Origin of the sequence: Nocardia sp. NRRL S-836, assembly GCF_001279525.1 — a bacterium.
Lineage (GTDB): Bacteria > Actinomycetota > Actinomycetes > Mycobacteriales > Pseudonocardiaceae > Lentzea.
The window spans coordinates 173,960-199,680 of record NZ_LGDY01000125.1; the positions used below are offsets into that span (position 1 = coordinate 173,960).

General features: G+C 70.7%; 34 protein-coding genes and 1 tRNA gene. 11 read left to right on the plus strand and 24 right to left on the minus strand.

Features of this window, described 5'->3' with window-relative positions; translation table 11 throughout:
- The first annotated feature begins 8 nt into the window (after positions 1 to 8).
- Positions 9 to 470: a GNAT family N-acetyltransferase gene (locus ADL03_RS34375; RefSeq protein ID WP_053737764.1), complete on the plus strand. Its 462-nt coding sequence runs from the start codon at positions 9 to 11 to the stop codon at positions 468 to 470.
- On the opposite strand, the gene ADL03_RS34380 is transcribed toward ADL03_RS34375, so the two are convergent.
- Together ADL03_RS34380 and ADL03_RS34385 are read right to left on the minus strand one after the other, a co-directional pair.
- A complete protein-coding gene (locus ADL03_RS34380) occupies positions 425 to 1,282 on the minus strand; it encodes an oxygenase MpaB family protein (RefSeq protein WP_082373708.1) in 858 nt (285 codons plus the stop codon). The genes ADL03_RS34375 and ADL03_RS34380 overlap by 46 nt on opposite strands.
- Positions 1,283 to 1,352: 70 nt before the next feature.
- Positions 1,353 to 1,425 (minus strand) — tRNA-Asn (locus ADL03_RS34385).
- Positions 1,426 to 1,562: 137 nt separating this feature from the next.
- Here ADL03_RS34385 and ADL03_RS34390 point away from each other — a divergent pair.
- Positions 1,563 to 1,832, plus strand: a complete 270-nt coding sequence (locus tag ADL03_RS34390; protein WP_053737766.1) for a hypothetical protein — start codon at positions 1,563 to 1,565, stop codon at positions 1,830 to 1,832.
- A gap of 8 nt (positions 1,833 to 1,840) precedes the next feature.
- Here the strand turns inward: ADL03_RS34390 and ADL03_RS34395 are convergent, their stop codons facing one another.
- From ADL03_RS34395 to dnaG, 3 genes are read right to left on the minus strand one after another with little or no spacing between them, the layout of a single operon-like run.
- Entirely contained in the window at positions 1,841 to 2,581 is a 741-nt protein-coding gene (locus tag ADL03_RS34395) for a trans-aconitate 2-methyltransferase (RefSeq protein WP_053737767.1), read from the minus strand.
- 24 nt (positions 2,582 to 2,605) lie between these two features.
- Positions 2,606 to 3,100 carry a hypothetical protein gene (locus ADL03_RS34400; protein WP_053737768.1) on the minus strand — a complete coding sequence of 165 codons (495 nt, stop codon included), beginning with the start codon at positions 3,098 to 3,100 and terminating at the stop codon, positions 2,606 to 2,608.
- Entirely contained in the window at positions 3,101 to 4,987 is a 1,887-nt protein-coding gene (gene dnaG / locus ADL03_RS34405) for a DNA primase (RefSeq protein ID WP_053737769.1), read from the minus strand.
- 40 nt (positions 4,988 to 5,027) lie between these two features.
- Here dnaG and ADL03_RS34410 point away from each other — a divergent pair, with 40 nt between their 5' ends.
- Entirely contained in the window at positions 5,028 to 5,912 is an 885-nt protein-coding gene (locus ADL03_RS34410) for a sigma-70 family RNA polymerase sigma factor (protein ID WP_053737865.1), read from the plus strand.
- A 114-nt stretch (positions 5,913 to 6,026) separates the two neighbouring features.
- Positions 6,027 to 6,656 (plus strand): hypothetical protein, encoded by a 630-nt coding sequence (locus ADL03_RS34415; protein ID WP_053737770.1) that lies wholly within the window; start codon positions 6,027 to 6,029, stop codon positions 6,654 to 6,656.
- A 20-nt stretch (positions 6,657 to 6,676) separates the two neighbouring features.
- Here the strand turns inward: ADL03_RS34415 and ADL03_RS34420 are convergent, their stop codons facing one another.
- On the minus strand, positions 6,677 to 7,453 hold the full coding sequence (locus ADL03_RS34420; RefSeq protein WP_053737866.1) for a class I SAM-dependent methyltransferase: 777 nt from the start codon (positions 7,451 to 7,453) through the stop codon (positions 6,677 to 6,679).
- 40 nt (positions 7,454 to 7,493) lie between these two features.
- On the minus strand, positions 7,494 to 8,051 hold the full coding sequence (locus tag ADL03_RS34425) for a carboxymuconolactone decarboxylase family protein (RefSeq protein ID WP_053737771.1): 558 nt from the start codon (positions 8,049 to 8,051) through the stop codon (positions 7,494 to 7,496).
- An 82-nt stretch (positions 8,052 to 8,133) separates the two neighbouring features.
- Here ADL03_RS34425 and ADL03_RS47630 point away from each other — a divergent pair, with 82 nt between their 5' ends.
- A complete protein-coding gene (locus ADL03_RS47630; RefSeq protein ID WP_157529567.1) occupies positions 8,134 to 8,310 on the plus strand; it encodes a hypothetical protein in 177 nt (58 codons plus the stop codon).
- A gap of 11 nt (positions 8,311 to 8,321) precedes the next feature.
- Here the strand turns inward: ADL03_RS47630 and ADL03_RS34430 are convergent, their stop codons facing one another.
- The 4 genes from ADL03_RS34430 to ADL03_RS34445 all read right to left on the minus strand — a co-directional run bounded on the left by ADL03_RS34430 (position 8,322) and on the right by ADL03_RS34445 (position 11,950).
- Positions 8,322 to 8,840 (minus strand): Scr1 family TA system antitoxin-like transcriptional regulator, encoded by a 519-nt coding sequence (locus ADL03_RS34430; RefSeq protein WP_053737772.1) that lies wholly within the window; start codon positions 8,838 to 8,840, stop codon positions 8,322 to 8,324.
- Positions 8,841 to 8,962: 122 nt separating this feature from the next.
- Entirely contained in the window at positions 8,963 to 9,970 is a 1,008-nt protein-coding gene (locus ADL03_RS34435) for a serpin family protein (protein WP_053737773.1), read from the minus strand.
- Between the two features lie 67 nt (positions 9,971 to 10,037).
- Complete coding sequence (locus ADL03_RS34440; RefSeq protein WP_053737774.1) at positions 10,038 to 11,276, minus strand: deoxyguanosinetriphosphate triphosphohydrolase; 1,239 nt, start codon at positions 11,274 to 11,276, stop codon at positions 10,038 to 10,040.
- Positions 11,276 to 11,950, minus strand: a complete 675-nt coding sequence (locus ADL03_RS34445; protein ID WP_053737775.1) for a YdcF family protein — start codon at positions 11,948 to 11,950, stop codon at positions 11,276 to 11,278. Before ADL03_RS34445 ends, ADL03_RS34440 begins: the two co-directional genes overlap by 1 nt.
- 51 nt (positions 11,951 to 12,001) lie before the next feature.
- Here ADL03_RS34445 and ADL03_RS34450 point away from each other — a divergent pair, with 51 nt between their 5' ends.
- Positions 12,002 to 12,733 (plus strand): peptidase E, encoded by a 732-nt coding sequence (locus ADL03_RS34450; RefSeq protein ID WP_053737867.1) that lies wholly within the window; start codon positions 12,002 to 12,004, stop codon positions 12,731 to 12,733.
- Between the two features lie 16 nt (positions 12,734 to 12,749).
- Positions 12,750 to 13,640, plus strand: coding sequence for a serine hydrolase (locus tag ADL03_RS34455; RefSeq protein ID WP_197288896.1), 891 nt, complete (start codon positions 12,750 to 12,752; stop codon positions 13,638 to 13,640).
- Here ADL03_RS34455 and ADL03_RS34460 read toward each other — a convergent pair.
- Positions 13,630 to 14,517, minus strand: a complete 888-nt coding sequence (locus tag ADL03_RS34460; RefSeq protein ID WP_053737777.1) for a hypothetical protein — start codon at positions 14,515 to 14,517, stop codon at positions 13,630 to 13,632. The two genes, ADL03_RS34455 and ADL03_RS34460, sit on opposite strands and share 11 nt — an antisense overlap.
- A 148-nt stretch (positions 14,518 to 14,665) precedes the next feature.
- Positions 14,666 to 16,051: a glycine--tRNA ligase gene (locus tag ADL03_RS34465; protein WP_053737778.1), complete on the minus strand. Its 1,386-nt coding sequence runs from the start codon at positions 16,049 to 16,051 to the stop codon at positions 14,666 to 14,668.
- Positions 16,052 to 16,145: 94 nt separating this feature from the next.
- Here ADL03_RS34465 and ADL03_RS34470 point away from each other — a divergent pair, with 94 nt between their 5' ends.
- Positions 16,146 to 16,823 (plus strand): tetratricopeptide repeat protein, encoded by a 678-nt coding sequence (locus ADL03_RS34470; RefSeq protein ID WP_053737779.1) that lies wholly within the window; start codon positions 16,146 to 16,148, stop codon positions 16,821 to 16,823.
- A 10-nt stretch (positions 16,824 to 16,833) separates the two neighbouring features.
- Here the strand turns inward: ADL03_RS34470 and ADL03_RS34475 are convergent, their stop codons facing one another.
- Positions 16,834 to 17,211, minus strand: a complete 378-nt coding sequence (locus ADL03_RS34475; RefSeq protein WP_053737780.1) for an antibiotic biosynthesis monooxygenase — start codon at positions 17,209 to 17,211, stop codon at positions 16,834 to 16,836.
- A 17-nt stretch (positions 17,212 to 17,228) separates the two neighbouring features.
- Between ADL03_RS34475 and ADL03_RS34480 the strand changes: the two genes are divergently transcribed.
- Genes ADL03_RS34480 through ADL03_RS34490 form a run of 3 tightly spaced genes read left to right on the plus strand, consistent with a single transcriptional unit; the run spans position 17,229 to position 18,264 of the window.
- Positions 17,229 to 17,507, plus strand: coding sequence for a hypothetical protein (locus ADL03_RS34480; protein WP_197288897.1), 279 nt, complete (start codon positions 17,229 to 17,231; stop codon positions 17,505 to 17,507).
- Between the two features lie 11 nt (positions 17,508 to 17,518).
- Complete coding sequence (locus tag ADL03_RS34485; RefSeq protein WP_053737781.1) at positions 17,519 to 17,869, plus strand: helix-turn-helix transcriptional regulator; 351 nt, start codon at positions 17,519 to 17,521, stop codon at positions 17,867 to 17,869.
- Entirely contained in the window at positions 17,866 to 18,264 is a 399-nt protein-coding gene (locus ADL03_RS34490) for a Fur family transcriptional regulator (protein WP_053737782.1), read from the plus strand. Before ADL03_RS34485 ends, ADL03_RS34490 begins: the two co-directional genes overlap by 4 nt.
- Positions 18,265 to 18,347: 83 nt before the next feature.
- Here ADL03_RS34490 and ADL03_RS34495 read toward each other — a convergent pair whose 3' ends face one another.
- Genes ADL03_RS34495 through ybeY form a run of 10 tightly spaced genes read right to left on the minus strand, consistent with a single transcriptional unit; the run spans position 18,348 to position 25,717 of the window.
- Entirely contained in the window at positions 18,348 to 19,097 is a 750-nt protein-coding gene (locus ADL03_RS34495) for a TIGR03943 family protein (RefSeq protein WP_053737783.1), read from the minus strand.
- The gene (locus tag ADL03_RS34500) at positions 19,094 to 20,104 is read right to left on the minus strand and encodes a permease (protein ID WP_053737784.1); all 1,011 of its coding nucleotides are present in this window, start codon (positions 20,102 to 20,104) and stop codon (positions 19,094 to 19,096) included. Before ADL03_RS34500 ends, ADL03_RS34495 begins: the two co-directional genes overlap by 4 nt.
- The gene (locus tag ADL03_RS48955; RefSeq protein WP_063798802.1) at positions 20,101 to 20,526 is read right to left on the minus strand and encodes a hypothetical protein; all 426 of its coding nucleotides are present in this window, start codon (positions 20,524 to 20,526) and stop codon (positions 20,101 to 20,103) included. The genes ADL03_RS34500 and ADL03_RS48955 overlap by 4 nt, the downstream gene beginning before the upstream one ends.
- Positions 20,527 to 20,539: 13 nt before the next feature.
- Complete coding sequence (locus ADL03_RS34510) at positions 20,540 to 20,938, minus strand: YbjN domain-containing protein (RefSeq protein ID WP_053737785.1); 399 nt, start codon at positions 20,936 to 20,938, stop codon at positions 20,540 to 20,542.
- On the minus strand, positions 20,935 to 21,753 hold the full coding sequence (locus ADL03_RS34515) for an isoprenyl transferase (RefSeq protein ID WP_053737786.1): 819 nt from the start codon (positions 21,751 to 21,753) through the stop codon (positions 20,935 to 20,937). Before ADL03_RS34515 ends, ADL03_RS34510 begins: the two co-directional genes overlap by 4 nt.
- Positions 21,754 to 21,801: 48 nt before the next feature.
- Positions 21,802 to 22,554: a DNA repair protein RecO gene (gene recO / locus ADL03_RS34520; protein WP_053737787.1), complete on the minus strand. Its 753-nt coding sequence runs from the start codon at positions 22,552 to 22,554 to the stop codon at positions 21,802 to 21,804.
- A complete protein-coding gene (gene era, locus ADL03_RS34525) occupies positions 22,554 to 23,450 on the minus strand; it encodes a GTPase Era (RefSeq protein WP_053737788.1) in 897 nt (298 codons plus the stop codon). The genes recO and era overlap by 1 nt, the downstream gene beginning before the upstream one ends.
- A gap of 54 nt (positions 23,451 to 23,504) precedes the next feature.
- Positions 23,505 to 23,852: a hypothetical protein gene (locus ADL03_RS34530; protein ID WP_053737789.1), complete on the minus strand. Its 348-nt coding sequence runs from the start codon at positions 23,850 to 23,852 to the stop codon at positions 23,505 to 23,507.
- On the minus strand, positions 23,845 to 25,134 hold the full coding sequence (locus tag ADL03_RS34535) for a hemolysin family protein (protein WP_053737790.1): 1,290 nt from the start codon (positions 25,132 to 25,134) through the stop codon (positions 23,845 to 23,847). Before ADL03_RS34535 ends, ADL03_RS34530 begins: the two co-directional genes overlap by 8 nt.
- Before the next feature lie 22 nt (positions 25,135 to 25,156).
- Positions 25,157 to 25,717 carry an rRNA maturation RNase YbeY gene (gene ybeY / locus ADL03_RS34540; RefSeq protein WP_053737791.1) on the minus strand — a complete coding sequence of 187 codons (561 nt, stop codon included), beginning with the start codon at positions 25,715 to 25,717 and terminating at the stop codon, positions 25,157 to 25,159.
- Positions 25,718 to 25,721 lie beyond the last annotated feature (4 nt).

The following is a 25,721-nucleotide window of genomic DNA, read 5'->3' on the forward strand; positions in this document are numbered from 1 at the left end:
CTGCACGCGTGCGTTTGACCCTCCGCGACTTCACGCCGGCGGACGAGGCCGAGGTGTTGCGGCTGTTCGCCGGCTGCGATGACTGGTTCCAGGCTGTCACGGGGCATCCGTCGGGGCCGGGGGACGTGCAGGGGTTGTTCTACGCGTTGCCGGAGGGGGCGGCGTTCGAGCAGAAGCACCTGCTGGTCGCCGAGGCGGAGGGGATGATCGGGTTCGTGGACCTCGTGGTCGGCCACCCGGAGGCCGGGGAGGCGAGCGTCGGGTTCTTCCTGGTGCCGGAGGACCTGCGGCGGTGGGGGATCGGCAGTGAGATGGTGCGGGCGTTGCGGGAGCGCTTTCCCGCGGTCACGCGGGTGCACGTGGCGCTGAGCGACTTCAAGCCGGGCAACGAGTTCCTCAGGGCGATGGGGTTCGTGGCCGACGGTCAGCGTGCGGTGCTGGAGCTCGCGCCGAGGTCCGCGGGGCGGTAGCCGTTCGGGTAGCCGGGGTAGGTGCGGTTGCGCGTGGTGGTGAGTTTCAGGGTGCGGCGCGCGGGCAGGTGGCGCACCACCGCGGCACGGGTGCGCAGGGCCAGGTGGGCGAGGGTGCTGACCCACGCCGGGGCCGGGGTGAAGCCGAAGGCGCGGAGCATGGGTGGGTCGAGCAGTGCCACCACGGCCTGTGCGACGGCCGGTCGGGCTGCTGACGGGTACCAGGAGCAGAACAGGTCGAGGGTGTACTGGCCGATGCGGCGGTTCGAGGCCGCGTGGACGAAGTGCTGTTCCTCGTAGGCGGCCTTGAAGGCGCGGTACTCACCGAAGTCGGCGGGGAGGTCGCGGATGCCCATGCGGGCGCCGACCGCGCGGTAGAAGTGGAACGCGGCGAGCTGCTCGGTGCGGGAGAGCGGGCGCCAGCCGTACTGGTCGAGCCAGTCGATCGGGTCGTAGATGAACGTGGCGAGCACGTACCGCATGTCGTCGTTGGAGATGTCGTAACGGGCGTGCTGGCGGTTGACGACGCGGAGGGCTTCGCGGCCGCGTGGGGAGTCGTAGCCGTGTTCGACGAGCTCGGCCATCAGCACGGCGGTGTCGTCGTAGCGCTTCTGGGGGCGGCGTTCGAACTCGCCGGTGCGCTCCAGCAGGCCGGAGATCGTCGGGACGCAGTAGGTGCGGAAGAGCGCCAGCTCCAGCGCCTTCTTGTAGTCCCACGGGAACTCCAGGCCCGCGGAGATGCGCAGGATCTCCTCGTGGTCGGTCTGCGGGTCCAGCGCCGTGATGCGGCGGAGGTTGGCGAAGCGCGGCACCTGTCCAACCTCGCCCACGGCCGCGCAAAGCGAAAGGCCCCAGTCGGATGACTGAGGCCTACTCGGTGAGCTCCCCCAACTGGACTCGAACCAGTAACCCTGCGATTAACAGTCGCATGCTCTGCCAATTGAGCTATGGGGGAATGTTCTGTTGTATCTGTCAGGCTTGGTTCCTCCTGACAGTGGGTAACTCTACATGAGGCTCAAAACGGGTTCTGCAAGGACCCCCCGTTTAGCCCAGAAACACCACTTGACCAGGCACGATGCGGAGGGAACCCGGATGATGAAGGCCATCTTGCTCGGAGCGGCCGCCGGCTATGTGCTCGGAGCGAAGGCCGGACGGGAGCGCTACGACCAGATCGTGCGCGCCTGGCACCGGCTCACCGAAAGCCCGACCGTGCGCAAAGCCGCAGGTACGGCCAAGGAGAAGGCGTTCGAGGCGGCTCACCTCGCCAAGGAGAAGTCGGTCGAGGCGGCCCACGTCGCCAAGGAGAAGGCTCCCTGGGTGAAGGAGAAGGCCACCTGGAGCAACGGGCAGACCGTCGGCTGAGACGGTCGTCACACCTGAGCGACCGCGAAGATCCGCCTGAAGGGGAACCACGTCGTGCCGTCGGCCCGCCGCGGGTAGGCCTCGCGCAGCCGCGGCGCCAGCTCGGCGACGTACGCGTCCCAGTCCGATGGGGACAGTGCCGCCCGCACCGGCCGCAACGCGGTGCCGGACACCCACTCCAGCACGGGGTCGGGGCCGGACAGCCGCTGCACGTACGTGGTTTCCCAGGCGTCCACGGAGGAGCAGCCGGCCAGCAGCTCGGCGTACTCCACCGGGTCCAGCACGGGCTTCTCGGCGCGGAAGACGTGCGCGAGCCCCGGCCCCGCCACCTCCCGGATCAACCGGTGCGAGGCGTCGGCGTAGTTGCCGGGCACCTGGAACGCCAGCCACGCCCCGCCGGGCAGCACGGAGGCCCACCGCTGCACGATCGTGGGATGTGACGCGACCCACTGGAGCACCGCGTTGGACACCACGACATCGGTGTCCGGCAACGGTTCCCACGTCGTCACGTCGTCCACCCGCGCGTCCACACCGGCCGCCCGCGCCGCCTCGACCATCTCCGCCGACGAGTCGAACGCCTCGATCGCCGCGTCCGGCCAGCGTTCGCGCAACGACACCGTCAGGTTGCCGGGCCCGCACCCGACGTCGACCACGCGGCGCGGAGCCTCGGCCCCGACGCGCGCCACCAGCTCGTAGAACGGCCGCGCCCGGTGATCGGCGAAGGCCAGGTACTGCGCCGGATCCCACATGCCGCTAACAGTACACGCGTACTGCTAGCGCGCCAGTCCCTCGACGAACGACGACACCGCCGCGCGCACTGCCGCCTCGTCCACCCCGGCGTCGCCACGGGCCTGCCACACCGCGCCGTCGCGGCCGGGGATCTTGCGCTGCACGACCCACACGCCGGGCGGCTCGACGCGCTCGCGGTGCCGGATCGAGCCCTCCACGCGCTGTGAGATCGCCCGCATCACCCGGCCGGGCTCCGCCAGCGCGAACCGTTGCGGTGCAAGGTCTTCCAGCAGCACCACGGAGTCGAGCACGCCGGCTTCACGGGCCTCCACGACCCGCAGCGAGCCCTCCCACTTGACCTTGCTGATGAGGTGCCACCCGATCCGCCGCGGTCCGGGCACCCACAGCCCCAGCGACGTCACCACGACGTGGCCGCCGCCGGTGACCGCGGTGAACGCCACCACCGTCTCGTCGGGCTCCAGCTCGCCGGTGAAACCGTCGGGTGCGCCGGAGCCGAACAACCGCTGCCACAGGCCCATCTACAGCACCCCGGCACTCTGCTGCAGGAGCGCCTTGCGGTACTCCTCCAACGCGACCAAGTCGCCCCACAGCGCCCGGTACTCGTCGGCGTCCTTGATCGGCGACAGGCGCCGCAGCCGTGACTTCACGTCCTCGATCTGCTTGCCGACCTGCACCTCCTGCAGGCGCGCGATGACCATCGACACGTAGCGGAACTCGTCGTCCTGCTTGACCGCCAGCTGTTCCACGGCGAGCTCGGTCAGCACCGACCGCACCGAGGCGTGCGAGCAGTTCTGGGAGATCGCGTCCAGGTAGGCCGAGCCGGCGAGGCCGGACGAGGCGCCACCGGCGGCGCGGATCGCGCGGTGCAGGGCGACGTAGGCCGGGTCGGTGAAGGCCTCGTCGGGCAGCGAGTCGTACAGCGGGCCCGCGTACTCGGGCAGCCGCAGGGCCACCTTCAGCACCTCGCGTTCGGGCACCAGGCGGGGGTCGCGCGGGTTCGGGCGCGCGGGGCCGTCGACGTCGACGGACAGCGCCATCTGGTTCGGGTCGGCGCGTGGTGCGGCGACCGGGGCCTTGCCGCCCGCGACCTGGCGCACGCGGCGCACGACCATCGCCTCGTCGTCCCAGCCCACCCACCAGGCCAGGCGGGTGGCGTAGCCGTCGCGCTTGGCGCGGTCCTTGATCTGTGCGACGAACGGCACCATCTTCTTCAGCGCCTCGACGCGGCCGTCGACGGAGTCGAGGTCGTAGGAGCGCAGCTGGGCCTTGATCGCGAACTCGATCAACGGTGTGCGGCGGGCCACCAGGTCGCGCACGGCCACGTCGCCCTTGGCCTGGCGCAGCTCGCACGGGTCCATGCCGTCGGGTGCCACCGCGATGTAGGTCTGCGCGGAGAACTGCTGCTCGCCCTCGAACGCCTTGAGCGCCGCCTTCTGGCCGGCCTCGTCGCCGTCGAAGGTGAAGATGACCTCGCCGTTGACGTCGTCGTCGATCAGCAGCCTGCGCAGCACGTTCATGTGGTCGGTGCCGAACGCCGTGCCGCACGAGGCGACCGCCGTCGGGACGCCGGCCAGGTGCATCGCCATCACGTCGGTGTAGCCCTCGACGATGACGGCCTGCTTGCGCTTGGCGATCTCCCGCTTGGCCTGGTCGAGGCCGAACAGCACCTGCGACTTCTTGTAGATCATCGACTCGCTGGTGTTGAGGTACTTCGCCTGGATCGGGTCGTCGTCGAAGATCCGCCGCGCGCCGAAGCCGACGACCTCGCCGCCGATGTCCTTGATCGGCCACAGCAGCCGCCGGTGGAACCGGTCGATCGGGCCCTGGCGGCCCTCCTTCACCAGCTGCGACTTGATCAGCTCCGCGAGCTCGAACCCGCGGCCCAGCAGGTGCTTGGTGAGCTTGTCCCAGCCGCCGGGGGCGAACCCGCAGCCGAACTGGCGTGCCGCGGCCTCGTCGAACCCGCGCTCGGCCAGGAACTCGCGCGCCGCCTGGGCCTCCGGGGTGGCGAGCTGCTCGGCGTAGTACTCGGCGGCCGCCTTGTGCGCCTCGATGAGCCGGCTGCGCGTGCCCCGGTCACGCTGGATCGTGTTGCCGCCGCCCTCGTAGGTGAGCTGGATGCCCGCCCGGTCGGCGAGCCGCTCGACGGCCTCCACGAACGACAGGTGCTCGACCTTCATCACGAAGGCGATCACGTCGCCGCCCTCGCCGCAGCCGAAGCAGTGGAAGGTGCCGTGCGACGGGCGCACGTTGAACGACGGCGTCTTCTCGTCGTGGAACGGGCACAGGCCCTTCAACGCTCCCCCGCCGGCCCGCTTGAGCGAGACCTGATCACCGACGACCTCGTCGATGCGGCTGCGTTCACGCACCAACGCGATGTCGCTTTCCCTGATGCGTCCTGCCACACCCCGAGTCTACGGCCTGCCGAAATCCGGGAGTGGCAGACTGCGTCCCGTGACCGCGGCCGACGTCTTCGGACTCCACCGAACGCACCTGATCGGGGTCGCCTACCGGCTGACCGGCAGCGTCGCGGACGCCGAGGACGCGGTGCAGGAGGCGTGGCCGAGGTTCGCCGCGGCCACCGGCGTCCAGGACGCCCGCGCCTGGCTCACCACGGTCGTGAGCCGCATCTGCCTGGACCGGCTGCGGTCCGCGGCCGTGCGCCGGGAGACGTACGTGGGCTCGTGGTTGCCCGAACCGCTGCTCACGACCGGCGCGGAGGACGACCCGCTGGCGGCGGTGGTCCAGGCGGACGGTGTGCGGATGGCCGCGCTCGTGCTGCTCGACCGGCTCACCCCCGACCAGCGCGTGGCGTTCGTGCTGCACGACGCGTTCGCCCTGCCGTTCGGTGAGATCGCGGACGTGCTGGGCGTCTCGGAGGCCGCCGCGCGCCAGCACGCCTCCCGTGCGCGCAAGGCCGTGGCCGGGGCGCAACCACCGCCTCGCGCGGCGCTGGCCGAGCAGCAGGAGGTGCTGGAGAAGTTCCTGCGGGCCATGTCCAGCGGTGACATCGAGGCCGTGCTGGGGCTGCTGCACCCGGACGCGGTGATGGTCGGCGACGGCGGCGGCAAGGCGCGCACGGCCGTGCAGACGGTCACGGGCGCGGAGAAGGTCGCGCGCTTCTTCCTCGGGCTCATGCGCAAGTACGGCTTCGACGAGACCGGCATGCCCGAGCTCCGCCCGGTGCTCGTCAACGGCGAGCTGGGCGTGGTCGTGGCCGCGACGGGCGACGCGGCCCGGCGCGTGGTCACGATGACCGTGCACGACGGCAGGGTGCTCGCCGTCTACGACGTGGTGAACCCGGACAAGCTCGGGCACGTGTCGTTCTAGCCCGCGTTTTGGTTTGGACCATTACTGGTGCCGGGATCGTTTCGTCGCTTACGTTCGATCGAGTTGGCCAGCCCAAGCCCCCCTGCCGCGGGTTGCAACCACCGGAGTTCGAACATGCCCGAACACGACGAAGTCCCCACCCGCCGGGCGTTCCTGGCGACCGGTGCGGCCGCTGTGGTCGCACTGACCGCCGCCGGCACCACCACGGCGCGCAGCGCGCCCCTGCCCCTGACCCCGACCTGCGTCGATGACGACGACACCCCGTCGAACATCGAGGGTCCCTACTTCAAGCGGAACTCCCCGCAGCGCACGAACCTGCGCACGCCCGGCGTCACCGGTGTGGTGCTGAGCCTCACCGGGTTCGTCTACACGATGAAGTGCGCGCCGATCCAGAACGTCCTGCTGGACTTCTGGCAGGCCGACGACCGCGGTGTGTACGACAACACGACGTTCAAGATGCGCGGTCACCAGTTCACCGACGCCTCCGGCGCGTACGTGCTGGAGACGATCATCCCGAAGGACTACCCGGGACGCACCCCGCACATCCACGTCAAGGTGCAGGCCCGCAACGGCCCGATCCTCACCACGCAGCTGTTCTTCCCGGACAACCTCAGGGCGTACGGGATGAACGTGGCCTGGCTCAACCGGCGCGACGCCTACCTCGACCGCGAGTGCGAGGTCGCGCTCGGCCCGCTCGTGGGCAACCGCTACACCGCGAAGTTCGACTTCGTCGTGGAGGGCTGACGATGTGGCCGCACGGGTAGTCACCACCGCATGCGCAGCAGCTTCCCGACGTCGCGGAGCTTCGGGAGCGCGCTGACGATCTTCATCTGGATCCTGCCGGACCTGGGCAACGCGTCCAGGTGCGGCAGGTCCACGCTGCGCCAGGCGTCCACAGTGGTCAGTCCGGGGTGCAGCGCCTCGATCTCGCGCGGGTCGTCGACGCCCCAGTGCAGCGTCGCCCCGGCGTTGCGCACGGCCGGAACGAGCTTCTGCATCTTGATCCCCCACTCCCCGTAGACGTCGAACAGCAGCTCGCCGCTGTCGAACCGCTCGGTGATGCGCCGGACCAACGCGTGCCCCTCGGCCCGCGTGAGGTACATCGACAGCCCCTCGAACACCGCCACGACCGGCCGTGCGGGGGACACCGCGTCGAGCCACTCGTCCTCGGTGACCGACGACGCCACGAGCCGGTACTCCCCCGACGGCACCGGCAGGAGCTTGTGCCGCAACGCGACCACGTCCGGCATGTCGACGTCGACCCACCGCACGGTCTCCGGCCACCGCACCCGGTGCACGCGGGTGTCGAGGCCGCACGCGAGGTGCAGCACCGTGCACGAGGGGGTGCGCCGGATGAAGTCCGCGGTCCAGTCGTCCAGCACCTTCGCCCTGATGGCGACGCCGACGGCGCTGGTGGTGTTCATGCCGGTCTTGGCGAAGTCGTAGTCGATCCGGTCGACGGCGCGCTGGGCCTCCACGTCGTGCAGCACGGAGGCCGCTCGCCCGCTGTCCAGCGCACGGCCGTACAGCGTGGCGAGCATGGTCTCCTGCGCTCCGGTGAGCGTGATCTTCTCCACGCCTCTAGTGTGCCGGGACCCGGCACGCGTCGCCGCTGGCGAACCCCTGGTCCCTGATGCCGAACGCGCTGTTGAACCTGGCCCGCTGGTTCTCCAGCGCGACCTGGTAGGTCAGCGCGACGAGCTCCTTGCGCCCCAGCAGCCCCTCCAGCTCCGCGACCTGCTCGTCGGTGACGGTGACGGGCGTGCCGGTGATCGCGTCGGCGTAGGCGAGCGCCTTGCGTTCGAGGTCGGTGTACAGCCCGGAGGTGGCGTAGTCGTCGATGTGCTGGAGGCGTTCGACGTCCAGCCCGCCGTGCTTCATCAGCATCGCGCCGAAGTCCACGCACCACGAGCAGCCGAGCTTCACGGCCACGCGGTAGACGCAGAGCTCGAACAACGGCGCGTGCGCGGCCTTCTTGACCGCGAGCTCGTGCCGGCTGCTCGCCATCAGCAGTCGCGGGTGGTGCGCCATGACCGTGACCGGCTCGGGCACGGCACCGAACTCCCTGCGTGCGAACCAGTAGACGGCCTTGGTCAGCAGGCCCGCGTCCTTCTTGGTGACTGTCCTGATCCTCGTCATGACCGGTGGACGGGGCAGCCCGCCGGAACGTGACACCTTTGGGTGACTGGGTCGCGGACCTGGCAGCTCATAGGGTCCTCGCATGAGCAACGACTTCGTGCTGGACATCGACCACGAGTCGGCCGGCCTGCTGGCGGGGACGCTGCTGGCGGGCGACTCGTGCGCGGTGCCGGTGCGGCACCAGAACGTCCGCCTGCTGCTGTGCGCGCTGCCCGCCGAGGACGGCATGCGGCTCTACCTGCGGCGCAACACCCGGTGACCGTTCTTCGGCTAGCGGTCGTAGACGGCCACGTACTCCATCAGCACGTCACGGGACCGTTCGTTGTCGAGGGCCACGTCGTGCAGCCGCCGGAAGGCGCGCACGCACCGTTCGACGGTCTCGGTGTCGCTGGTCACCGTCCAGTTGGCCAGGTAGACCAGCGGCGGCTCGTGGGCGTACTGGATGAGCGCGAGGTCGGCGCCGATCGCCGCCGCCCCGCCCGCGCTGGCCGGGACGACCCGGATGGACGGGGCGTGGAACAGCAGGTGCAGGACCTGGTCCTCCATCAGCCGGTCGCCGCCGACGACGGTGCGCAGCGCGTACTCGTGGATGAAGAAGACGCAGTGCGGCAGCACGCCGTCGCGCAGCAGCTCCGGTGTCGGCGCGAGGCCCAGCGCGGCCGTCAGCGCCTTCGAGTAGCACTCGGTGCGCAGCAGGACCGGGATGGTGATGCCGCTGAAGCAGGTGATCCGCGTGGCGCCCGCCGCGGCGAGCACCACGTACTGCTCGCCGGCACCGTGCTGGGTCATGCGTGGAACGGTAAGGGCAAGATCATGATCTTGCCGGGCGAAACGCTCGCCCATCAGGGCGAATGGTCACGGATGGGCGACCCCGCGCACTCTCCGCGTCCACTGTGGGCGGTTGCGCACCGCTAGGGCCGGCTCACCTGGGCGAGGAAGTAGATGGCGCCGGAGGAGACGTTGCGCACGGCGAGCAGGAACGGCCGGTCGACGTTGACCACGACCGGGTCCGCCGGGATCTCGATCGACACCGTGCGGAACGTGACCGCGGTCGCGGCGGCGCCTTCGAGGCCCTCCTCGTCCAGGCGCAGCACCGCCTCGTGCACCACGTCGTCCACGAACATCCGCTCGTCGGGGGAGAGCCCGGAGAAGTCGGCCTCGCGGGTGAACATCCGCTCGACGCCGAGCTGCCGCAGCGTTCCCTTGAGGGTGAACCGCGCCCGGACGTCCACTGTGGGCACCGACAGCTCCAGCCGCACGTGCCGGCCCGCGGTGAGCACGGCCGGGTCGAGCGGCTGGTCCAGCGAGTCGTCCGGCAGCAGGACCACCGTCTCGACGCCGGAGTCGGCGGGCAGCGCGATCGACTGCCAGCCCGCGTGGTGGGCGTAGCGGAGCTTCTCGGTCACCCGCATGGTCGGCACGTCCACGTCGCCGCCCGGCGCGTGGAACGGGCGCGGCTCGGTGTCGTGGGCGGGGAACGGGTTCAGCCAGCCGACCTTGAGGTACAGCGCGTTGACGATGATCGCGGCGGCGTCGGCGGGCGGGGGTGCGGCGAGCAGTTCGGGGATCAGGCCGCGGGTGGTCTCGGCGACGTCGGTGTTCACGAGCTTGCGCACGGTCTGCGGGTCCGAGAACGCCGTGCGGCGCACCGAGTCCGCCAGCGAGAAGTCCGGGTTCAGCGTCAGGTCGTCGTCGGCCCACAGCGTGTTCGCGACGGCCAGCTCGGACACGTCGAGCGAGTCGGCGGCGGAGAAGCCCGCCAGCAGCGCGTCGAGCTCGGTGCGGGTCTGGCCGCGGGCGGCCTCGCGGGCCAGCGCGAGCGCGGAGGCCACCGAGAACGGCGACCAGCACGCGTTCTCGGACGGATCAGGGACGGCGACGCGGTGCAGGGTCAGGGCGAAGTCGGCCTGATCGGTCACGAAGAGTCTCCTCCAACGAAGCGCGTGGCGTGATTCCGGCGGTTACCCGTCCCCCATGCCCTCGAAGCTACGCCGATGCGCGGTGCCAGGCCACGGCCTGCGCGTCGGTCAGCAGCGCGACCTGGTCGATGACCACGCGCAGCCGGGCCGCGTCGGAGGGCGCGTCGGCGAACACCGGGCGGAACGCGGGGTCGAGCAGCGCCGGGCGGTCCAGCAGCCGGGTGACGAGCTCGGTGATCAGGTCGCGTTGCACGGCCTGCATGGCCAGGCGGGCCGGGTCGCTCATGACGTAGCGCACGGCCATCGCCTTGAGCAGCGCGACCTCGGCGGCGACCTGGCTGGGGACCTCCAGCGCGGCGCGGTACCTCGTGAGCGGGCCGTCGCCGTGCACATCGCGGGTCGCGGTGACGGCGGCGCTCGCGAACCGGCCGACGAGCTCGCTGGTGAGGTTCTTCAACGCCACCTGCGCGCCGAGCGAGCCGTCGTACTCGTTCTCGGTGAAGTAGGCGATCACCGGCAGTTCGAGCAGCTGCTCGGCGGTGGCCTCCAGCGTCGCGACGGACTCGTCGGAGAACGTCTTCGCGGCCAGCGAGGCGATCGCGGTGCGTTCGTCGGGACGGGCCAGCGCGGCGAGGCTGATGCGGTGGGCCAGCACGCCGTCCTCGACGTCGTGCACCGAGTACGCCACGTCGTCGGCCCAGTCCATCACCTGCGCCTCGATGCACCTCTCCCGGTGCGGTGCCCCGGCGCGCATCCACTCGAACACCTCGATGTCGTCCTCGTACACGCCGAACTTCACCATGCCGGGCGTGCGCGGCCACGGGTACTTCGTCGCCGCGTCGAGCACCGCGCGGGTGAGGTTCAGGCCGTGCCGCGACTTGGGTTCGAGGCGGGCGAGGATGCGGAACGTCTGCGCGTTGCCCTCGAAGCCACCGCACGGACCCGCGAGCTCGTTGAGCGCCCTCTCGCCGTTGTGGCCGAACGGCGGATGGCCGATGTCGTGCGCGAGACCGGCCGTGTCGACGATGTCCGGGTCGCAGCCGAGCTCCGCGCCGATGCCGCGGCCGATCTGCGCGACCTCCAGCGAGTGCGTGAGGCGGGTGCGCGGCACACCGGTGACCTCGGACCCCTCACCGGGGCCGACGACCTGGGTCTTGCCGGCGAGCCTGCGCAACGCGGCGGAGTGCAGCACGCGGGCGCGGTCACGGGCGAACGGCGTGCGGGTCTCCGTGCGGGCACCCGGCAACGCGGCGCTCTTGGGTCCCTCGGGGAGCAGGCGTTCCGCGTCGTGGCCGGTGTATCCCATCAGCCGATTTTAGGGAGCTTGAGCTCGTCGAACACGCCGGCGTGGGCCTTCATCAACCGGTAGTACAGCAACGCTCCGGTCTCGCGCTTGATGTAGAACCACTGCGTCCCGCGCGTCTGCACGTTCGGGCCGACGCGGGTCGGCGACGTCCACGCGCGCAGACCGGCGTCCACGGCCATGGTGCGGGCGCGCAGCGAGTGCCACGGGTCGCTGACGATCACGGCGGTCTTCAGGTCGCGTTCCTTGGCCACCGACGCGACGGCGCGCAGCGAGCCGAGCGTGTCCGCGCCCTCGCCGACCTGCAGCACGCGGTCCTCCGGAACGCCGCGCTTGACCAGCCACAGCTTGCCGACCTGGCCCTCGGTGAAGTTGTCGCCGGGCTGCCGCCCACCGGTCGTGGCGATGTAGCCGACGACTCCCTCCTGGTAGAGGCCCAGGGCGTGCTCCAGCCGGGCTTCGAGCACGTCGGAGGGCACGCCGTTGTACTGCGCAGCACCCAGGACGATCGCCATGTCGGCCTTCGTCCAGTCGTCGACCCGCGCGACCTGCCACACGCGCACCGCCGTGCCACCCACGACCAGCAGACCGATGACGACCGCACCGAAGACGAGGCGCAACACGATCCGGCGAATCCTGGCGAGTGGTCTCAGGGAGGTCGTCCGCACACCCCGCATGCTTCCAGACCGCGCGAGTCTCGCGTTGACGCCCCTGCGAGGATGCACGTCATGCCTGCTGAGCAGCCCACGATCCTCGCGACGTCCGGCGGCTGGCGCTCCGGCCGCCGGACCACCCTCGAGTTCAACAAGCTGATCCACTTCGCCCTGGAGCTGTCCGGGGTGCAGGGCCGCAGGCCGCGGTTCTGCCACGTCGGGACGGCGGGGGGTGACCAGCGGGCGATGAACGCCAACGTCGCCGAGGCCGGCGGCGTCGCGGGCGTCGACGTGTCGATGCTGAACCTGTTCACCATGCCGCCGACCGACGACCTGGAGTCGTTCGTGCTGTCCCAGGACGTCGTGTGGGTGGGCGGCGGGTCGGTGGCGAACCTGCTCGCGGTGTGGGAGGTGCACGGCCTCGGCCCGATCTTCCGCAGGGCGTGGGAGGCCGGTGTCGTGCTCAGCGGTGTCTCGGCGGGCTCGCTGTGCTGGCACCTCGGCGGTGCGACTGACTCGTTCGGCCCGGACCTGCGCATCGTCACCAACGGCCTCGGCCTGCTGCCCTACGGCAACGGCGTGCACTACGACTCCGAGGAGCAGCGCCGCCCGAAGATCCACGAGGCGGTGGCGGCGGGCGTGCTGCCGACGACCTACTGCACCGACGACGGGGTGGGGCTGCTCTACCGCGGCACCGAGCTCGTCGAGGCCGTCTCGGAACGCCGCGGGAGCGGCGCGTACGTCGTGACCAGGGATGATTCTTCAGCAACCGCACAGGAGGAAAAGCTCGACACCCGGCTGCTGTGAGGCAGATCTTGGAGGTGTGCGCCGGCTGCTGATCCTCCTCGTCACGGCGGCCGTCTACGTGGTTCCGGACGCCGCCCCCTGCTTCGCCCACAGCGGACCGGCATCGGACACAGCGGTGTTCCGCGGTCCCGACGAGGTGGACCCGAGCCCCGAAGCCGCGGCCGGCGGCGACATCTCGCCCACCGGACCGGACCGATCACCTCTGAGCCCGTCGGCGATATCCGATATATCAGCCACTGATATATCGGCTGCGGTGGCCGCGGGTGGAGCGTCCGACGTCGGCGTCGCGGTGCTGGACCTGGAGTCCGGTCAGCTCATCGGGCAGCAGGGTGACCGGCCGTTCTACTCGGCGTCGCTGTCGAAGCTCGTGCTGGCGGTCGATGCGTTGCAGCAGCCGTTGTCCGATGAGGACCGCGAACTGATATATCGCGCGCTGAGCGTCAGCGACGACGAGGCGATGGACGAGCTCTGGACCAGGTTCGACGGCATGGCCGCCATCGGCCGCGTCGCCGCCGAGGCCGGCCTCACCGGCACGCACGCCCCGGCCGACCCGACGCAGTGGGGCGAGGTCGTCGTCACCGCGAACGACATGGTGCGGCTCTACCGGTTCATCCTGGGCTCGCCCGTGCGCGATGCGGTCGTCGAGGCGCTGTCCGCGGCCCCGGCCACCGCGGCCGACGGCTTCGACCAGGCGTTCGGCCTGCTCGGTGTCACCGGCGCCTACGCCAAGCAGGGCTGGATGTACTACCTGCCCGACGACGTCTACCTGCACAGCACGGGCGTGCTGGACGACCGCTACGCCGTCGCCGTCCTCACCACCAGCCCGACCGGGTCGTGGAGCACCGCGCGGCAGGCCGTCGACGCCGTCTCCACCGCCCTGCTCGCGAAGCTCGGCGTCAACGGCTGAGCAGGCTCAGCACCCGTCCCTGCCGCGCCCGTCCCTGCGGCGCCCGTCCCTGCCGCGGCCGTTCCCACGCGCCGGTGTACTCGCGCACCACCACGTACGCGATCACGACGAGCACGGTCCCGCCGAACAGCACCGCCGCCATCAGCACCCCGGTCACCCCCGCCCCGAACCCGGACGTGACCACGCCGATCCCGCCCGTGCCGGTGACCGCGAGGAACGCACCGACGTTCGCGCGCCGGGCCGAACGGACGTCCTGCACCCGCGTGAGCACCACCCCGAGCAGCACCGGTGGGAGCGTCCCCAGCAGCCCGGCGACCAGGTACACCTCCTGGTAGCGCTCCGCCGTCAGCGCCACCGCCACCACCGCGACCGACAACGCGGTCCCCGCCGTGACGAGCACGGTCCCCAGCACCCAGATCCGCCGCGCCGGGGCACCCGCGCCCGTTCCCGGCACCAGCGGCCCATTCGCGTCGAGGACGACGTTGTGCACGGCCTGGCTCGCCCGCATCGTCAGCCACAGCGCGCCGACGACCGGCACCGCCAGCACCACCACGACCCCCACCGCCAGGCGACCGGGCGGGCCGGCCTGCTCGACGCCGAACACCGACCAGTAGAACGGGGAGAACACCGCGAGCGAGGTCCCCTCCAGCACCACGAACACCGGCCGCCACCGCCGCGCCGACACCGCGTCCACCACCCGCGCCGTCAGCACCCCCGCGGCCACCGGGCACAGGCACACCAGCCCCGCGCTCACCGCCGCCGCGACCAGCACCGGCGGGTTGCCCACGTCGGTCGTCACCGCGAACGCCACGACCCACGCGACGAGCCCGATCCCCGCCACGACCTGCGCGGGGCCGTGCGCCCGCTCCCCCGTCATGCCCACTACACGCCCACGGCCGCCGTTGTGTTGCCTTGCCCGGCCGACACGTCCCCTCAGAGCGGCACAAACCCGACAGCGCACGCCCCGGACACGCGGAAGCGGGCCGGGCAAGACGCCCGGCCCGCTTCGCGACACCGCGTCGGACTCAGCAGCCGACCAGGCGTGCGGCCAGGTACGACTCCAGCTGGTCCATCGCCACCCGCTCCTGCGACATCGTGTCCCGCTCCCGCACCGTGACGGCGAGGTCGGTCAGCGTGTCGAAGTCGACCGTCACGCAGAACGGCGTGCCGATCTCGTCCTGGCGGCGGTAGCGGCGGCCGATGGCGCCCGCGTCGTCGAAGTCGACGTTCCAGTTGCGGCGCAGGGCCGTGGCCAGGTCACGGGCCTTCGGCGAGAGGTCGGCGTTGCGCGACAACGGCAGCACGGCGACCTTCACCGGCGCGAGCCTGCGGTCGAGCTTCAGCACGACGCGCTTGTCGACACCGCCCTTGGCGTTGGGGGCCTCGTCCTCGGTGTAGGCCTCCAGCAGGAACGCCATCATCGGCCGGCCGACACCGGCCGCGGGCTCGATGACGAACGGCTTGTAGCGCGAGTTCGTGGCCTGGTCGAAGTACGACAGGTCGACGCCGGAGGCGTTCGAGTGCGTGGTGAGGTCGAAGTCGGTGCGGTTGGCGATGCCCTCCAGCTCGCCCCACTCCTGGCCGCCGAACTGGAAGCGGTACTCGATGTCGACGGTCCGCTTCGAGTAGTGCGACAGCTTCTCCCGCGGGTGCTCGTAGTGGCGCAGGTTCTCCTTCGACACCCCCAGGTCCGTGTACCAGCGGGTGCGCTCGTCGATCCAGTACTGGTGCCATTCCTCGTCCGTGCCCGGCTCGACGAAGAACTCCATCTCCATCTGCTCGAACTCGCGGGTGCGGAAGATGAAGTTGCCCGGCGTGATCTCGTTGCGGAACGACTTGCCGATCTGGCCGATGCCGAACGGCGGCTTCTTGCGCGAGGTCGTCTGCACGTTCAGGAAGTTGGTGAAGATGCCCTGCGCGGTCTCCGGGCGCAGGTAGTGCAGGCCCTCCTCGGTCTCGACCGGACCGAGGTGCGTCTTGAGCAGGCCGTTGAACATCTTCGGCTCGGTGTACTTGCCGCGCACGCCGCAGTTGGGGCACGGCACGTCGGACACGTCGCCCTCGGCGACGGCCTTGCCGGTGCGCTCGGCGTACTCCTCGGACAGCGTGTCCGCGCGGAACCGCTTGTGGCACGACTCGCACTCGATCAGCGGGTCGACGAACGCCTCGACGTGACCGGAGGCGACCCACACGTCACGCGGCAGGATCACCGACGAGTCCAGGCCGACGACGTCCTCGCGGCCGCGGACCATGAAGTTCCACCACTGGCGCTTGATGTTGTCCTTGAGCTCGACGCCCAGGGGACCGTAGTCCCACGCAGAACGGGTACCGCCGTAGATCTCGCCGCACGGGTAGACGAACCCCCTGCGCTTGCAGAGGCTGACAACGGTCTCGATGCGATCGGCGGCCAACTTCGGACTCCATCGGGGGAATGAGAATCGGGGGCCACAGCCTAGCCCGTCACGTCGCACCCCGAACGGGCGACCGGAGCCTTACCCTGCACGAATGGAAGACCGGCTGCGAGAGCTGTGGGACTTCGCCGACCTGGACGGCACCGAGGCGCGGTTCCGCGCGTTCCTGGAGAACGTCGAGAGCGACGACGAGCGGGCCGAGGTGCTGACCCAGCTCGCCCGCGTCGAGGGCCTGCGGGAGGACTTCACCGCAGGTCACACGCTGATCGACGAGGCGGAGACGCTGATCGCGCCCGACTCCACGGGCCGGGTGCGGGTGCTGCTCGAACGCGGCCGGCTGCACCGTTCGGCCGGCGACCCGGCGGCGGCGCAACCGCTGTTCGTGGCGGCGTTCATCCTCGCCAAGACCCGCGGTGACCTGTCGCTGGCCGTGGACGCCGCGCACATGGCGTCGCTGGTCGACGACCCCGAGACGTGGACGAAGCAGGGCCTGGAGCTGGTCGGCGCGAACCCGGAGCTCGCGCGCTGGCTCGGCCCGCTGCACAACAACCTGGGCTGGTACTACTTCGAGAACGGCCGCTTCGACGAGGCGCTGGACGCGTTCGAGAAGACGCCGGAGGCCTACGCGGAGAGCGGCAAGGCCAAGACGTTGCACGCGCTGGGCCGCACGGCCGAGGCCGCGCAGGCGGCGCGCAAGGCGCTGGAGCTGCTCCCCCACGACTCGCACGACGAGTGGGTCGAGGAGATGGAAGCCATCGCCGCCGAAGCCTAGGACCGCAGCCTTAGGACCGCGGGGTGGCGGGCCCGCTCGCCTCGCCGAGCCGCACCGTGAACGCGTCCTGCGCCAGCACGCTCGTGTGCTCCTCGACCTCGCCGCCGGTGCCGGTCAGCGTCGGCTCGTACATGGCGGGCTCGTCGGTCAGCGCCTCGGACAGCAGCGGGATGACGTGTTCGCGCACCGGGAACGGCGACATCGCGCGCCGGTAGGCCACGACGGACTCGAACTCGACCGTGAGCACCCAGCGGTCGTCCTCGTCGGTGGAGCGGGCCAGCGTGCCGGCGCGGCACCCCGGCTGGGCCGTCAGCAGTTCGAGGGCACGCCGGACGCGCGCGGTGAACGACGCCGGGTCGGACACGCGGAACCGGGACACGAGCAGCACGGTGCAAGGATGGCACGGTGAACTCCAAGCGCCCTCTCCTGCCCGGCGACGGCCCTCTCGCGCGGGTGCGCCCGGTGGTGGCGTTCCTCGTCGTGCTCGGCCTGTTCATCACCGGCGTCTTCGTCGGTGGCACCGTCGGCGCGGTGCTGCTGGGCGTGCTGATCCTCGGCGCCGTAGCCCTGCTGGCGGCCACCTGGAAGGTGCTTTCCCCAGCTCAACGCACGTTGCGTGTGGTGGTCCTGCTGGTTCTCGCCGTCATCGCACTAGAATTGGTTCTGAAAATCCCTACCAGGTGAGGTGTGCCGCCATGACCGTCCAGCTGCACGGCGAGCACTCCCCCGAACGCGCGGCCCCCGCGCCCCTGCCGCCACGCTCCACGCAGACCCTGGCCGCGGCCGGCGACCTGCTGCGGGCGCTCGCCGCCCCGGTGCGCATCGCCATCGTGCTCCAGCTCCAGGAGCACGACCGCTGCGTCCACGAGCTCGTCGAGGCCCTGGGCGTCGCACAGCCGCTCATCAGCCAGCACCTGCGCGTGCTCAAGTCGGCGGGCGTGGTGCACGGTGAACGGCATGGCCGCGAGGTCGTCTACCGGCTCGTGGACGAACACCTGGCGCACATCGTGGTGGACGCCGTGACGCACGTCGAGGAGAAGTTGTGACCGGACTCAGGTCCACCAAGCAGCGCACGGCCGTCTCGAACCTGCTCGACCAGCTCGACGACTTCCGCAGCGCCCAGGAACTGCACGAGGAGCTCCGCCGCCGCGGCGAGGGCATCGGCCTGACCACCGTCTACCGCACCCTGCAGTCACTCGCGGACGCCGGCCAGGTCGACGTGCTGCGCACCGACACCGGCGAGGCCATCTACCGCCGCTGCTCCGCGCACCACCACCATCACCTCGTCTGCCGCCACTGCGGCCGCACCGTCGAGGTCGAGGGCCCCGCCGTGGAGAAGTGGGCGGACCGGGTGGCGGCGGAGAACGGCTTCTCCGAGGTCTCGCACACCGTCGAGATCTTCGGCACGTGCTCGGAGTGCACCGCGAAGGGCCTCAAGTAGCCCACCGGCCCAGCGCACGCGGGGAGCTTTCGCACCGATGCGGGGTGCGAAAGGTCCCCCGCGTGCACACTCGAACGACGGGGTCAGGACTCGTAGGGCTCGGTCGGTTCGGCCACCGGGTTGACCGACTCCACGGTGAAGCTCGGCACCCACGACGTCTGCTCCGACGCCGACTTCGGCACCACCTGGCCGGTCACCTCGACCCACTGCTCGTCCGGCAGCGCCGGCACGTCGCCGAGCAGCCTGACCTTCAGCGGGCGGGCGTCGGCGGCGCAGCACGAGATGGCGATCCTGGCCACGTACGTGGTGCCCTCGGCGCGGGTCAGGAAGCCGGTCAGCCTGACCCGGCGGTTGTCCAGCGTGCCGGACTCGTCCCAGGCGGTGCGGGTGACGAACTCGGTCATCGACAGCGGGATGACCTCACCGGAGGGCAGCTCGCCGAGCAGGTTGCGGGCGCGCTGGGTCTGGTTGGTGTCGGCCGCGGAGCCCACGACGTCGCCGCCCAGCGCGGGTGGCGAGATCAGGAACACCGCGAGCACCGGCAGCAGCAACAGCCACGTCGAGCGCGACGAGTGCGAGTGCTCAGCACCGTGATCGGCGTGACCGCCGTGCTCGGCGTGCTCGTCGGCAGCGTCGGCCTCGGTGGCCGGCTTGCCGCGGCGGATGTCGGTGATGATCGCGAACAGCGCCAGGCCGATCATGACGGCCCCGCCCGCGATCAGCAGGGGCAGCAGGCCCGGCTTCACGTAGCGCAGGTACAGGCCCGAGAAGCTGATCTTCAGCAGCGCACCGCCGAGCAGGACCAGCAGGATGTTCTGGGTTTCCCGCCTCACAGCAGCACCACCCCGGTCACGACCGCGCAGAGGATCGCCACCACGAACGTGGCCGGTGCGAACCGGAAGGCGAAGGACCTGCCGAACGCGCCCGCCTGCAGCGCGATCAGCTTCACGTCGACGGCCGGGCCGACGACCAGGAACACCAGGCGCGGCAGCAGCGGCAGGGCGGAGAACGCGACGGCCACGAAGGCGTCGGCCTCGGAGCACAGCGCCATGACCACGGCCAGGAATGCCATGACCAACACGCCCAGGACGATCTGCCCGCTGATGGTCTCCATCCACGCCACCGGCACGAACGTCTTGAACGCCGCCGCGAACAGGCCACCCAGCACGAGGAACCCACCGGCGTCGACCAGGTCGTGGCGCGCGCTCTCGGCGAACACGGCCCACCGGTTGGTGCCCGAGTGGTCGGTCAGGCGGGCCAGCGCCCGTTCCGCGATCCACTCGGCCTTGCCGAAGCGGACCCACAGCCAGCCCATGACCACCGCGGTCAGCAGCGACCCGGTGAACCGGGCGACGACCATCATCGGGGTGTCGGTGAACGCCACCGCCGTCGCCACCAGCACGATCGGGTTCACCGCGGGTGCCGCGAGCAGGAACGTCAGCGCCACCGCGGGGGCCACGCCCTGCTGCATCAGCCGCCGCGCCACCGGCACCGACGCGCACTCGCAGCCCGGCAGCGCCACCCCGGCGACACCGGCGATCGGCACGGCCAGCGCGGTGCGGGACGGCAGCAGCCGCCGCAGTGCCGAGGCCGGCACGAACGCGGCGATCGCGCCGGAGATCAGCACGCCCAGCACCAGGAACGGCATGGCCTGAACGCAGATCGCGACGAACACGGTCGACGCGGTGCGCAGCTTCGGCACGTCGAGGAGGTCCACGAGCCGGGACTGGAAGAGCAGTGCGAGGATCAGCACCCCGCACAGCACCTCCAACGACGTGATCTTCAGCCGAGGCGGGCCGGAGCGCCGCTTCGACGAGCGGATCTCGCCGGTGATCGTCATTCCGCTTCCAGCAACCTGCGGTAGGTGCGCTCCATCCCGGCGCGGATCTCCTCGCGCGAGGGCGGCTCGGCGAACTCGGCCTCTTCTTCGAGGTCGTCGTCGTCGAAGTCGACGGGAGTGCCGTTGACGGTGTCGTCCTCGGCCTCTTCCTCCTCGGCGGCGGCCTCGCGCAGGTCCTCGATCGTCGCGGTGACGTCGGCGGCGCTCAGGGCCGGCAGCATGGGCGCCACGACGGCCAGCACGCCGCCCTCGGTGTCGTCCAGCGCCACGGCCTCGGCCAGCGCCACCGCGTGGTCGCGCTCGTACGGCCCGCAGATGAACGAGTCCCACTCGTCCCCGCCCGACGGCTCGAACGTCACCGTCCACGGGAACTCGTTGACCTCGGAGTCCTCTTCCGGCTCGTAAATGATCACGCCACCCATCGGGGGGTCCTTTCTAGGAAAAGCGGGAGAGGAGCTCGCCGCGCACCTGCGACGCGGTCGAGACGACGAGCATCAGCAGCGTGCTCAGCGGTTCGGGCTCCAGCCCGTCGGCCGGGAACGCGTAGCGCAGCATCACGTCCGTGCCGCGGTCCGAGGCGATCACACCGAGCGTGCCGAAGAGGCCCTGACCAGCGCGTTCGGCCACCCACAAGGCGACATCGCCGACCAGGTCCCACGCCACGACGCAGGTCAGCGAGAGCACGGTCAGCCCTTCGGCCAGCTCCATGCCCTGCACCGCGCACGGCACGTCGCCGTGGCGGAAGCTCAGCGCGCCGTCGTCGTCCACCGCCACGTCGTGGAACAGCTCCAACGCCTTGCGCGCGGCCTCCAGGGCGTCACCTGTCGCGTTCACGAGACCTCCGCATCGGGCTTGTCGATCGCACCACCGAAGCGCCGGTCGCGCTCGGCGAACTTCTCACAGGCACGCCACAGGTCGCGGCGGTCGAAGTCGGGCCAGAGGATGTCCTGGAACACCAGCTCGGCGTACGCGGACTGCCACAGCATGAAGTTCGACGTCCGCTGCTCTCCGGACGGCCGGATGAACAGGTCCACGTCCGGCATCTCGGGCTGGTACAGGTACCGCGCGACGGTCTTCTCGTCGACCTTGTCCGGGTTGAGCTGCCCGGCGGCGACCAGCCGCGCGATCTCGCGGGCGGCGTCACCGATCTCGGCCCGCCCGCCGTAGTTGATGCACATCGCGAGGTTGAGCCGGTCGTTGCCGCGGGTGCGCTCCTCCGCGACCTCCAGCTCCTTGATGACGCTGCGCCACAACCGCGGCCGCCGCCCCGCCCAGCGCACCCGCACCCCCAGCTCGTCGAGCTCGTCGGTGCGGTGGCGGATCACGTCACGCGAGAAGCCCATCAGGAACCGGACCTCTTCGGGGCTGCGGCGCCAGTTCTCCGTGGAGAAGGCGTACAACGACAGCCACTTCACACCCATCTCGATCGCACCCTTGGCGACCTCGACCACGACCTGCTCGCCGCGCTTGTGCCCCTCGACCCGCGACAGCCCGCGCTGGTTGGCCCAGCGGCCGTTGCCGTCCATCACGATCGCGATGTGCTTGGGCACGAACTCCGCGGGGATCGCCGGAGCCACGGCGCCGGACGGGTGCGGCTCCGGCGGGCGCGGCACGCGCTTCTCAGCCTCGGCACGACGTCGACGCAGCATGGAACCAGGCATCCTTTCGAGCGAAAATGGTTGTCGGTAGGCGCCACATTAGCCGTCGTCCGGCCGGGCCTTCCGCTCGACCAGGGGCAGTGAGCGCAGCTGCCGTTCGAGGTGCCACTGCAGGTGCGCCGCCACCAGGCCACTCGCGTCCCTGCGGGCCACGTGCGGGATCTTGTCGACCACGTCCCACTGCCCGTGCAGCAGCGCCGACAGCAACGACAACGTGTCACCCGACGGCGACGCGGACCCCGGCGGACGGCAGTTCGGGCACACCGACCCACCGGCCTGCACGCTGAACGCCCGGTGCGGACCGGGATCACCGCACTTCGCGCACTCGTCGACCGCGGGCGCCCACCCGGCGAACGACATCGCACGCATCAAGAACGCGTCCAGGACCAACGACGGATCACGCTCGGCCGCCGCCAACGCGCGCAGCGCACCCGCCACGAGCAGATACAGCCGCACGGCCGGTTCGCCCTCTTCGGCCGTGAGCCGGTCAGCGGTCTCCAGCACCGCACACGCGGCCGTGTAGCGCTGGTAGTCGTCCACGATGCCCACGCCGAACGCGTCGAGCGTCTGCACCTGCGTGACGATGTCGAGCGAGCGGCCGGGGTGGAACTGCGCGTCGACGTGGCAGAACGGCTCCAGCCGCGCACCGAACTTCGACGTCGTGCGCCGCACACCCTTCGCCACGGCGCGCAGCTTGCCGTGGCGCTGGGTGAGGAAGGTGATGATCCGGTCCGCTTCACCGAGTTTCTGCACGCGCAGCACGATCCCGGTGTCGCGGTACAGGTTCGCCATCAGAACCCCAGGCGGCGCAACTGTTTCGGATCGCGCTGCCAGTCCTTGGCGATCTTGATGTGCAGGTTCAGGTACACGCGGCTGCCCAGCAGCCCCTCGATCTGCTTGCGCGCGGTCGTGCCGACCTGCTTGAGCCGCTCACCCCGGTGCCCCAGGATGATCGCCTTCTGCGACGGCCGCTCCACGAACACGAAAGCGTGAATGTCGATCAGGTCGTCGCGGCCCTCACGCGGCTGCATCTCCTCCACCACGACGGCGATGGAGTGCGGCAGCTCGTCGCGCACACCCTCCAGCGCCGCCTCGCGGATCAGCTCGGCGACCAGCGTCTGCTCCGGCTCGTCGGTCAGGTCGCCGTCCGGGAACAGCTGCGGACCCTCCGGCAGCTTCTGCAGCAGCAGGTCGCTCAGCTTGTCCACCTGGAAGCCGTCGACCGCCGACACCGGGATGATCTCGGCGAACTCCATGACCTTCTGCAACGCCAGCAGCTGCTCCATCACCTGCTGCTGCGAGACCAGGTCCGTCTTGGTGACGATGCCGACCACCGGCGTGCGCTTCGCGACCTTCTCCAGCTCGGCGGCGATGAACTTGTCACCGGGACCCACCTTCTGGTCGGCCGGCACGCAGAAGCCGACCACGTCGACCTCCGACCACGTCTCGCGCACCAGGTCGTTCAGGCGCTGCCCCAGCAACGTGCGCGGCCGGTGCAGCCCCGGCGTGTCCACCAGCACCAGCTGGCCGTCCTCGCGGTGCACGATGCCGCGGATCGTGTGCCGGGTGGTCTGCGGCTTGCTCGACGTGATGGCGACCTTCGTGCCCACCAGCGCGTTCGTCAGCGTCGACTTCCCTGCGTTCGGGCGGCCGACGAAGCACGCGAACCCGGAGCGGTAACCATCCATCAGACCATTGTCCCTCTAGCCCGCCACGGCCGTTCGCGGGGCCGCCGCCAGCGCTCAGAGCCGCTCGCGCAGCTCCCCCGCGGCGTCGGCCAGGAACACCGGACCGGACGCCGTCAGGTCCCGCACCGCCGCCAGCGACTCCGCGTCCACCGCGGACGCACCGCTCACCACGGCCGCCGCCTCCAGCCCCTCCGCACCGCTCGACACCGCCGCGGCCACGGCGGCCTGCAGCGCGGTCAGCTTCAACGAGGGCAACGCCACCGTGGACGCGTTGTACGTGCGGCCGTCGAGGTCCCGCACCGCCGCACCCTCCGCGGCACCGTTGCGCGCACGCACCGACCGCGCGAGCGTGACCAGCTTGGCGTCCTCGGCGCCCAGGCCTTCGAAACCGGGGTCAGTCATCTTCTTCCGCCTCCTTCTGCACGGGCCGCACGAGCACCGTGGTGACCCGGATGCGCCCGCGTTCGTCCTTGCCGCCCTCCGCCCGCATCCGCAGGCCCGCGATCTCGGCCTCCGTACCGGGCAGCGGCACCCGGCCCAGCCGCTGCGCGAGCAGACCGCCGACGGTCTCCACCTCGTGGTCGTCCAGCTCGGTGCCGAACAACGCGTCGAGGTCGTCGACCGGCAGCCGCGCGCTGACCCGCACCGCGCCGTCGGCCAGGTGCTCGACCGGCGGCCGGTCGTCGGTGTCGGACTCGTCGGTGATCTCCCCGACGATCTCCTCCAGGATGTCCTCGATCGTCAGCAGACCGGCCGTGCCGCCGTACTCGTCCACCACGATCGCCATGTGCCGCCGCGACAGCTGCATCTCGCGCAGCAGGTCCGCGATCGGCTTGGTGTCCGGGATGAAGCTCACCGGCCGCATCAGCTCCGCGACGTGCTTGGGGTCCTCGTCCTCCGCGAGCGTCGCCCGCATCAGGTCCTTGAGGTTCACCACACCGAGGATGTCGTCCACGCTCTCGCCGATCACCGGCACACGCGTGTAGCCGGTGCGCAACGACAACGCCAGCGCCTGCCGCAACGACTTCGCCTGCTCGATCCACACGATCTCGGTGCGCGGCACCATGATCTCGCGGGCGATCGTGTCACCCAGCTCGAACACCGAGTGGATCATCTCCCGCTCGCCCTCGTCCACGACGCCGCGTTCCTGCGCCATGTCCACCAGCTCGCGCAGCTCCACCTCGGAGGAGAACGGCCCCTCGCGGAAGCCCTTGCCGGGCGTGATCGCGTTACCGATGACGATCAGCAGCTTCGACAACGGCCCGAGCACCCGCCCGAGCTGACGGACCGTGCCCGCGGCGAGCAGGCTCACCCCGTACGGGTGCTGACGGCCGATCGTGCGCGGCCCCACACCGACGAGCACGTACGACACGACGAGCATGCTCAGGCACGAGTACAGCGCCGCCAGCCACTCACGTTCCACGTACTGCAGGAACACGGCCGTGACGAGCACCGTCGCGGACAACTCGCAGAACAGCCGCAGCAACAGCAACAGGTTGACGTGCCGCGGCCGGTCGTTGAGGACCTGCAACAGCTGTCCGGTACCCCAGCGCCCCTGCCGTTGCAGCGCTTCCACCCGCGCCCGCGACACGGTGCCCAGCGCGGCGTCAGCACACGCGAACAGGCCCGCGGCGAGCACGAGGACGACGGCCAGCGGCAGGAGACTGGCAGGGCTCTCGCTCATTCTCAGTCTCTCTTGACCGCGATCAGTCTTCTTCGGGGTGCTGCGGCGGCTTCTGCTCGTCGAGACCGACGGCGCCGAGCACCTTGTCGTCGGCACTGCGCTGGTGCGCCGCCCGTTCCGCCTCGTCCCGCGCGTTGCGGAAGTCCGCGAGGATGCGGTTCTGCAACGTGAACATCTCACGCTCCTCCGCGGGCTCGGCGTGGTCGTAGCCGAGCAGGTGCAGCACACCGTGCACGGTCAGCAGGTGCAGCTCGTCCAGCAGGCCGTGACCCGCCTTCTTGGCCTGGTCCTTCGCGAACGCCGGGCACAGCACGATGTCCCCGAGCAACGCCGGGCCGAGCCCTGCCGCATCCGGCCGGCGGGCCGAGTCCAGCTCGTCCATGGGGAAGGCCATGACGTCCGTGGGACCGGGCAGGTCCATCCAGCGCTCGTGCAGGTCGGCCATGACGTCCAGCTCCACGAGCAGCACGGACAGTTCGGCCAGCGGGCTCACGCCCATGCGGTCCAGCGCGAAGCGGGCGGCGGAGACGATGGAACCCTCGTCGACCGCGACGCCCGACTCGTTGGCGATCTCGATGCTCACGGCG

Excerpts from the sequence above, each read along its gene's own strand:
- ADL03_RS34390 (WP_053737766.1), top strand. The coding sequence starts at position 1,563 with ATGATGAAGGCCATCTTGCTCGGAGCGGCCGCCGGCTATGTGCTCGGA.
- ADL03_RS34395 (WP_053737767.1), bottom strand. The coding sequence starts at position 2,581 with ATGTGGGATCCGGCGCAGTACCTGGCCTTCGCCGATCACCGGGCGCGG.
- ADL03_RS34400 (WP_053737768.1), bottom strand. The coding sequence starts at position 3,100 with ATGGGCCTGTGGCAGCGGTTGTTCGGCTCCGGCGCACCCGACGGTTTC.
- ADL03_RS34415 (WP_053737770.1), top strand. The coding sequence starts at position 6,027 with ATGCCCGAACACGACGAAGTCCCCACCCGCCGGGCGTTCCTGGCGACC.
- ADL03_RS34420 (WP_053737866.1), bottom strand. The coding sequence starts at position 7,453 with ATGCTCGCCACGCTGTACGGCCGTGCGCTGGACAGCGGGCGAGCGGCC.
- ADL03_RS34425 (WP_053737771.1), bottom strand. The coding sequence starts at position 8,051 with ATGACGAGGATCAGGACAGTCACCAAGAAGGACGCGGGCCTGCTGACC.
- ADL03_RS47630 (WP_157529567.1), top strand. The coding sequence starts at position 8,134 with ATGAGCAACGACTTCGTGCTGGACATCGACCACGAGTCGGCCGGCCTG.
- ADL03_RS34430 (WP_053737772.1), bottom strand. The coding sequence starts at position 8,840 with ATGACCCAGCACGGTGCCGGCGAGCAGTACGTGGTGCTCGCCGCGGCG.
- ADL03_RS34440 (WP_053737774.1), bottom strand. The coding sequence starts at position 11,276 with ATGGGATACACCGGCCACGACGCGGAACGCCTGCTCCCCGAGGGACCC.
- ADL03_RS34445 (WP_053737775.1), bottom strand. The coding sequence starts at position 11,950 with ATGCGGGGTGTGCGGACGACCTCCCTGAGACCACTCGCCAGGATTCGC.
- ADL03_RS34450 (WP_053737867.1), top strand. The coding sequence starts at position 12,002 with ATGCCTGCTGAGCAGCCCACGATCCTCGCGACGTCCGGCGGCTGGCGC.
- ADL03_RS34460 (WP_053737777.1), bottom strand. The coding sequence starts at position 14,517 with ATGACGGGGGAGCGGGCGCACGGCCCCGCGCAGGTCGTGGCGGGGATC.
- ADL03_RS34470 (WP_053737779.1), top strand. The coding sequence starts at position 16,146 with ATGGAAGACCGGCTGCGAGAGCTGTGGGACTTCGCCGACCTGGACGGC.
- ADL03_RS34485 (WP_053737781.1), top strand. The coding sequence starts at position 17,519 with ATGACCGTCCAGCTGCACGGCGAGCACTCCCCCGAACGCGCGGCCCCC.
- ADL03_RS34500 (WP_053737784.1), bottom strand. The coding sequence starts at position 20,104 with ATGACGATCACCGGCGAGATCCGCTCGTCGAAGCGGCGCTCCGGCCCG.
- ADL03_RS48955 (WP_063798802.1), bottom strand. The coding sequence starts at position 20,526 with ATGGGTGGCGTGATCATTTACGAGCCGGAAGAGGACTCCGAGGTCAAC.
- ADL03_RS34515 (WP_053737786.1), bottom strand. The coding sequence starts at position 21,753 with ATGCTGCGTCGACGTCGTGCCGAGGCTGAGAAGCGCGTGCCGCGCCCG.
- recO (WP_053737787.1), bottom strand. The coding sequence starts at position 22,554 with ATGGCGAACCTGTACCGCGACACCGGGATCGTGCTGCGCGTGCAGAAA.
- era (WP_053737788.1), bottom strand. The coding sequence starts at position 23,450 with ATGGATGGTTACCGCTCCGGGTTCGCGTGCTTCGTCGGCCGCCCGAAC.
- ADL03_RS34530 (WP_053737789.1), bottom strand. The coding sequence starts at position 23,852 with ATGACTGACCCCGGTTTCGAAGGCCTGGGCGCCGAGGACGCCAAGCTG.
- ADL03_RS34535 (WP_053737790.1), bottom strand. The coding sequence starts at position 25,134 with ATGAGCGAGAGCCCTGCCAGTCTCCTGCCGCTGGCCGTCGTCCTCGTG.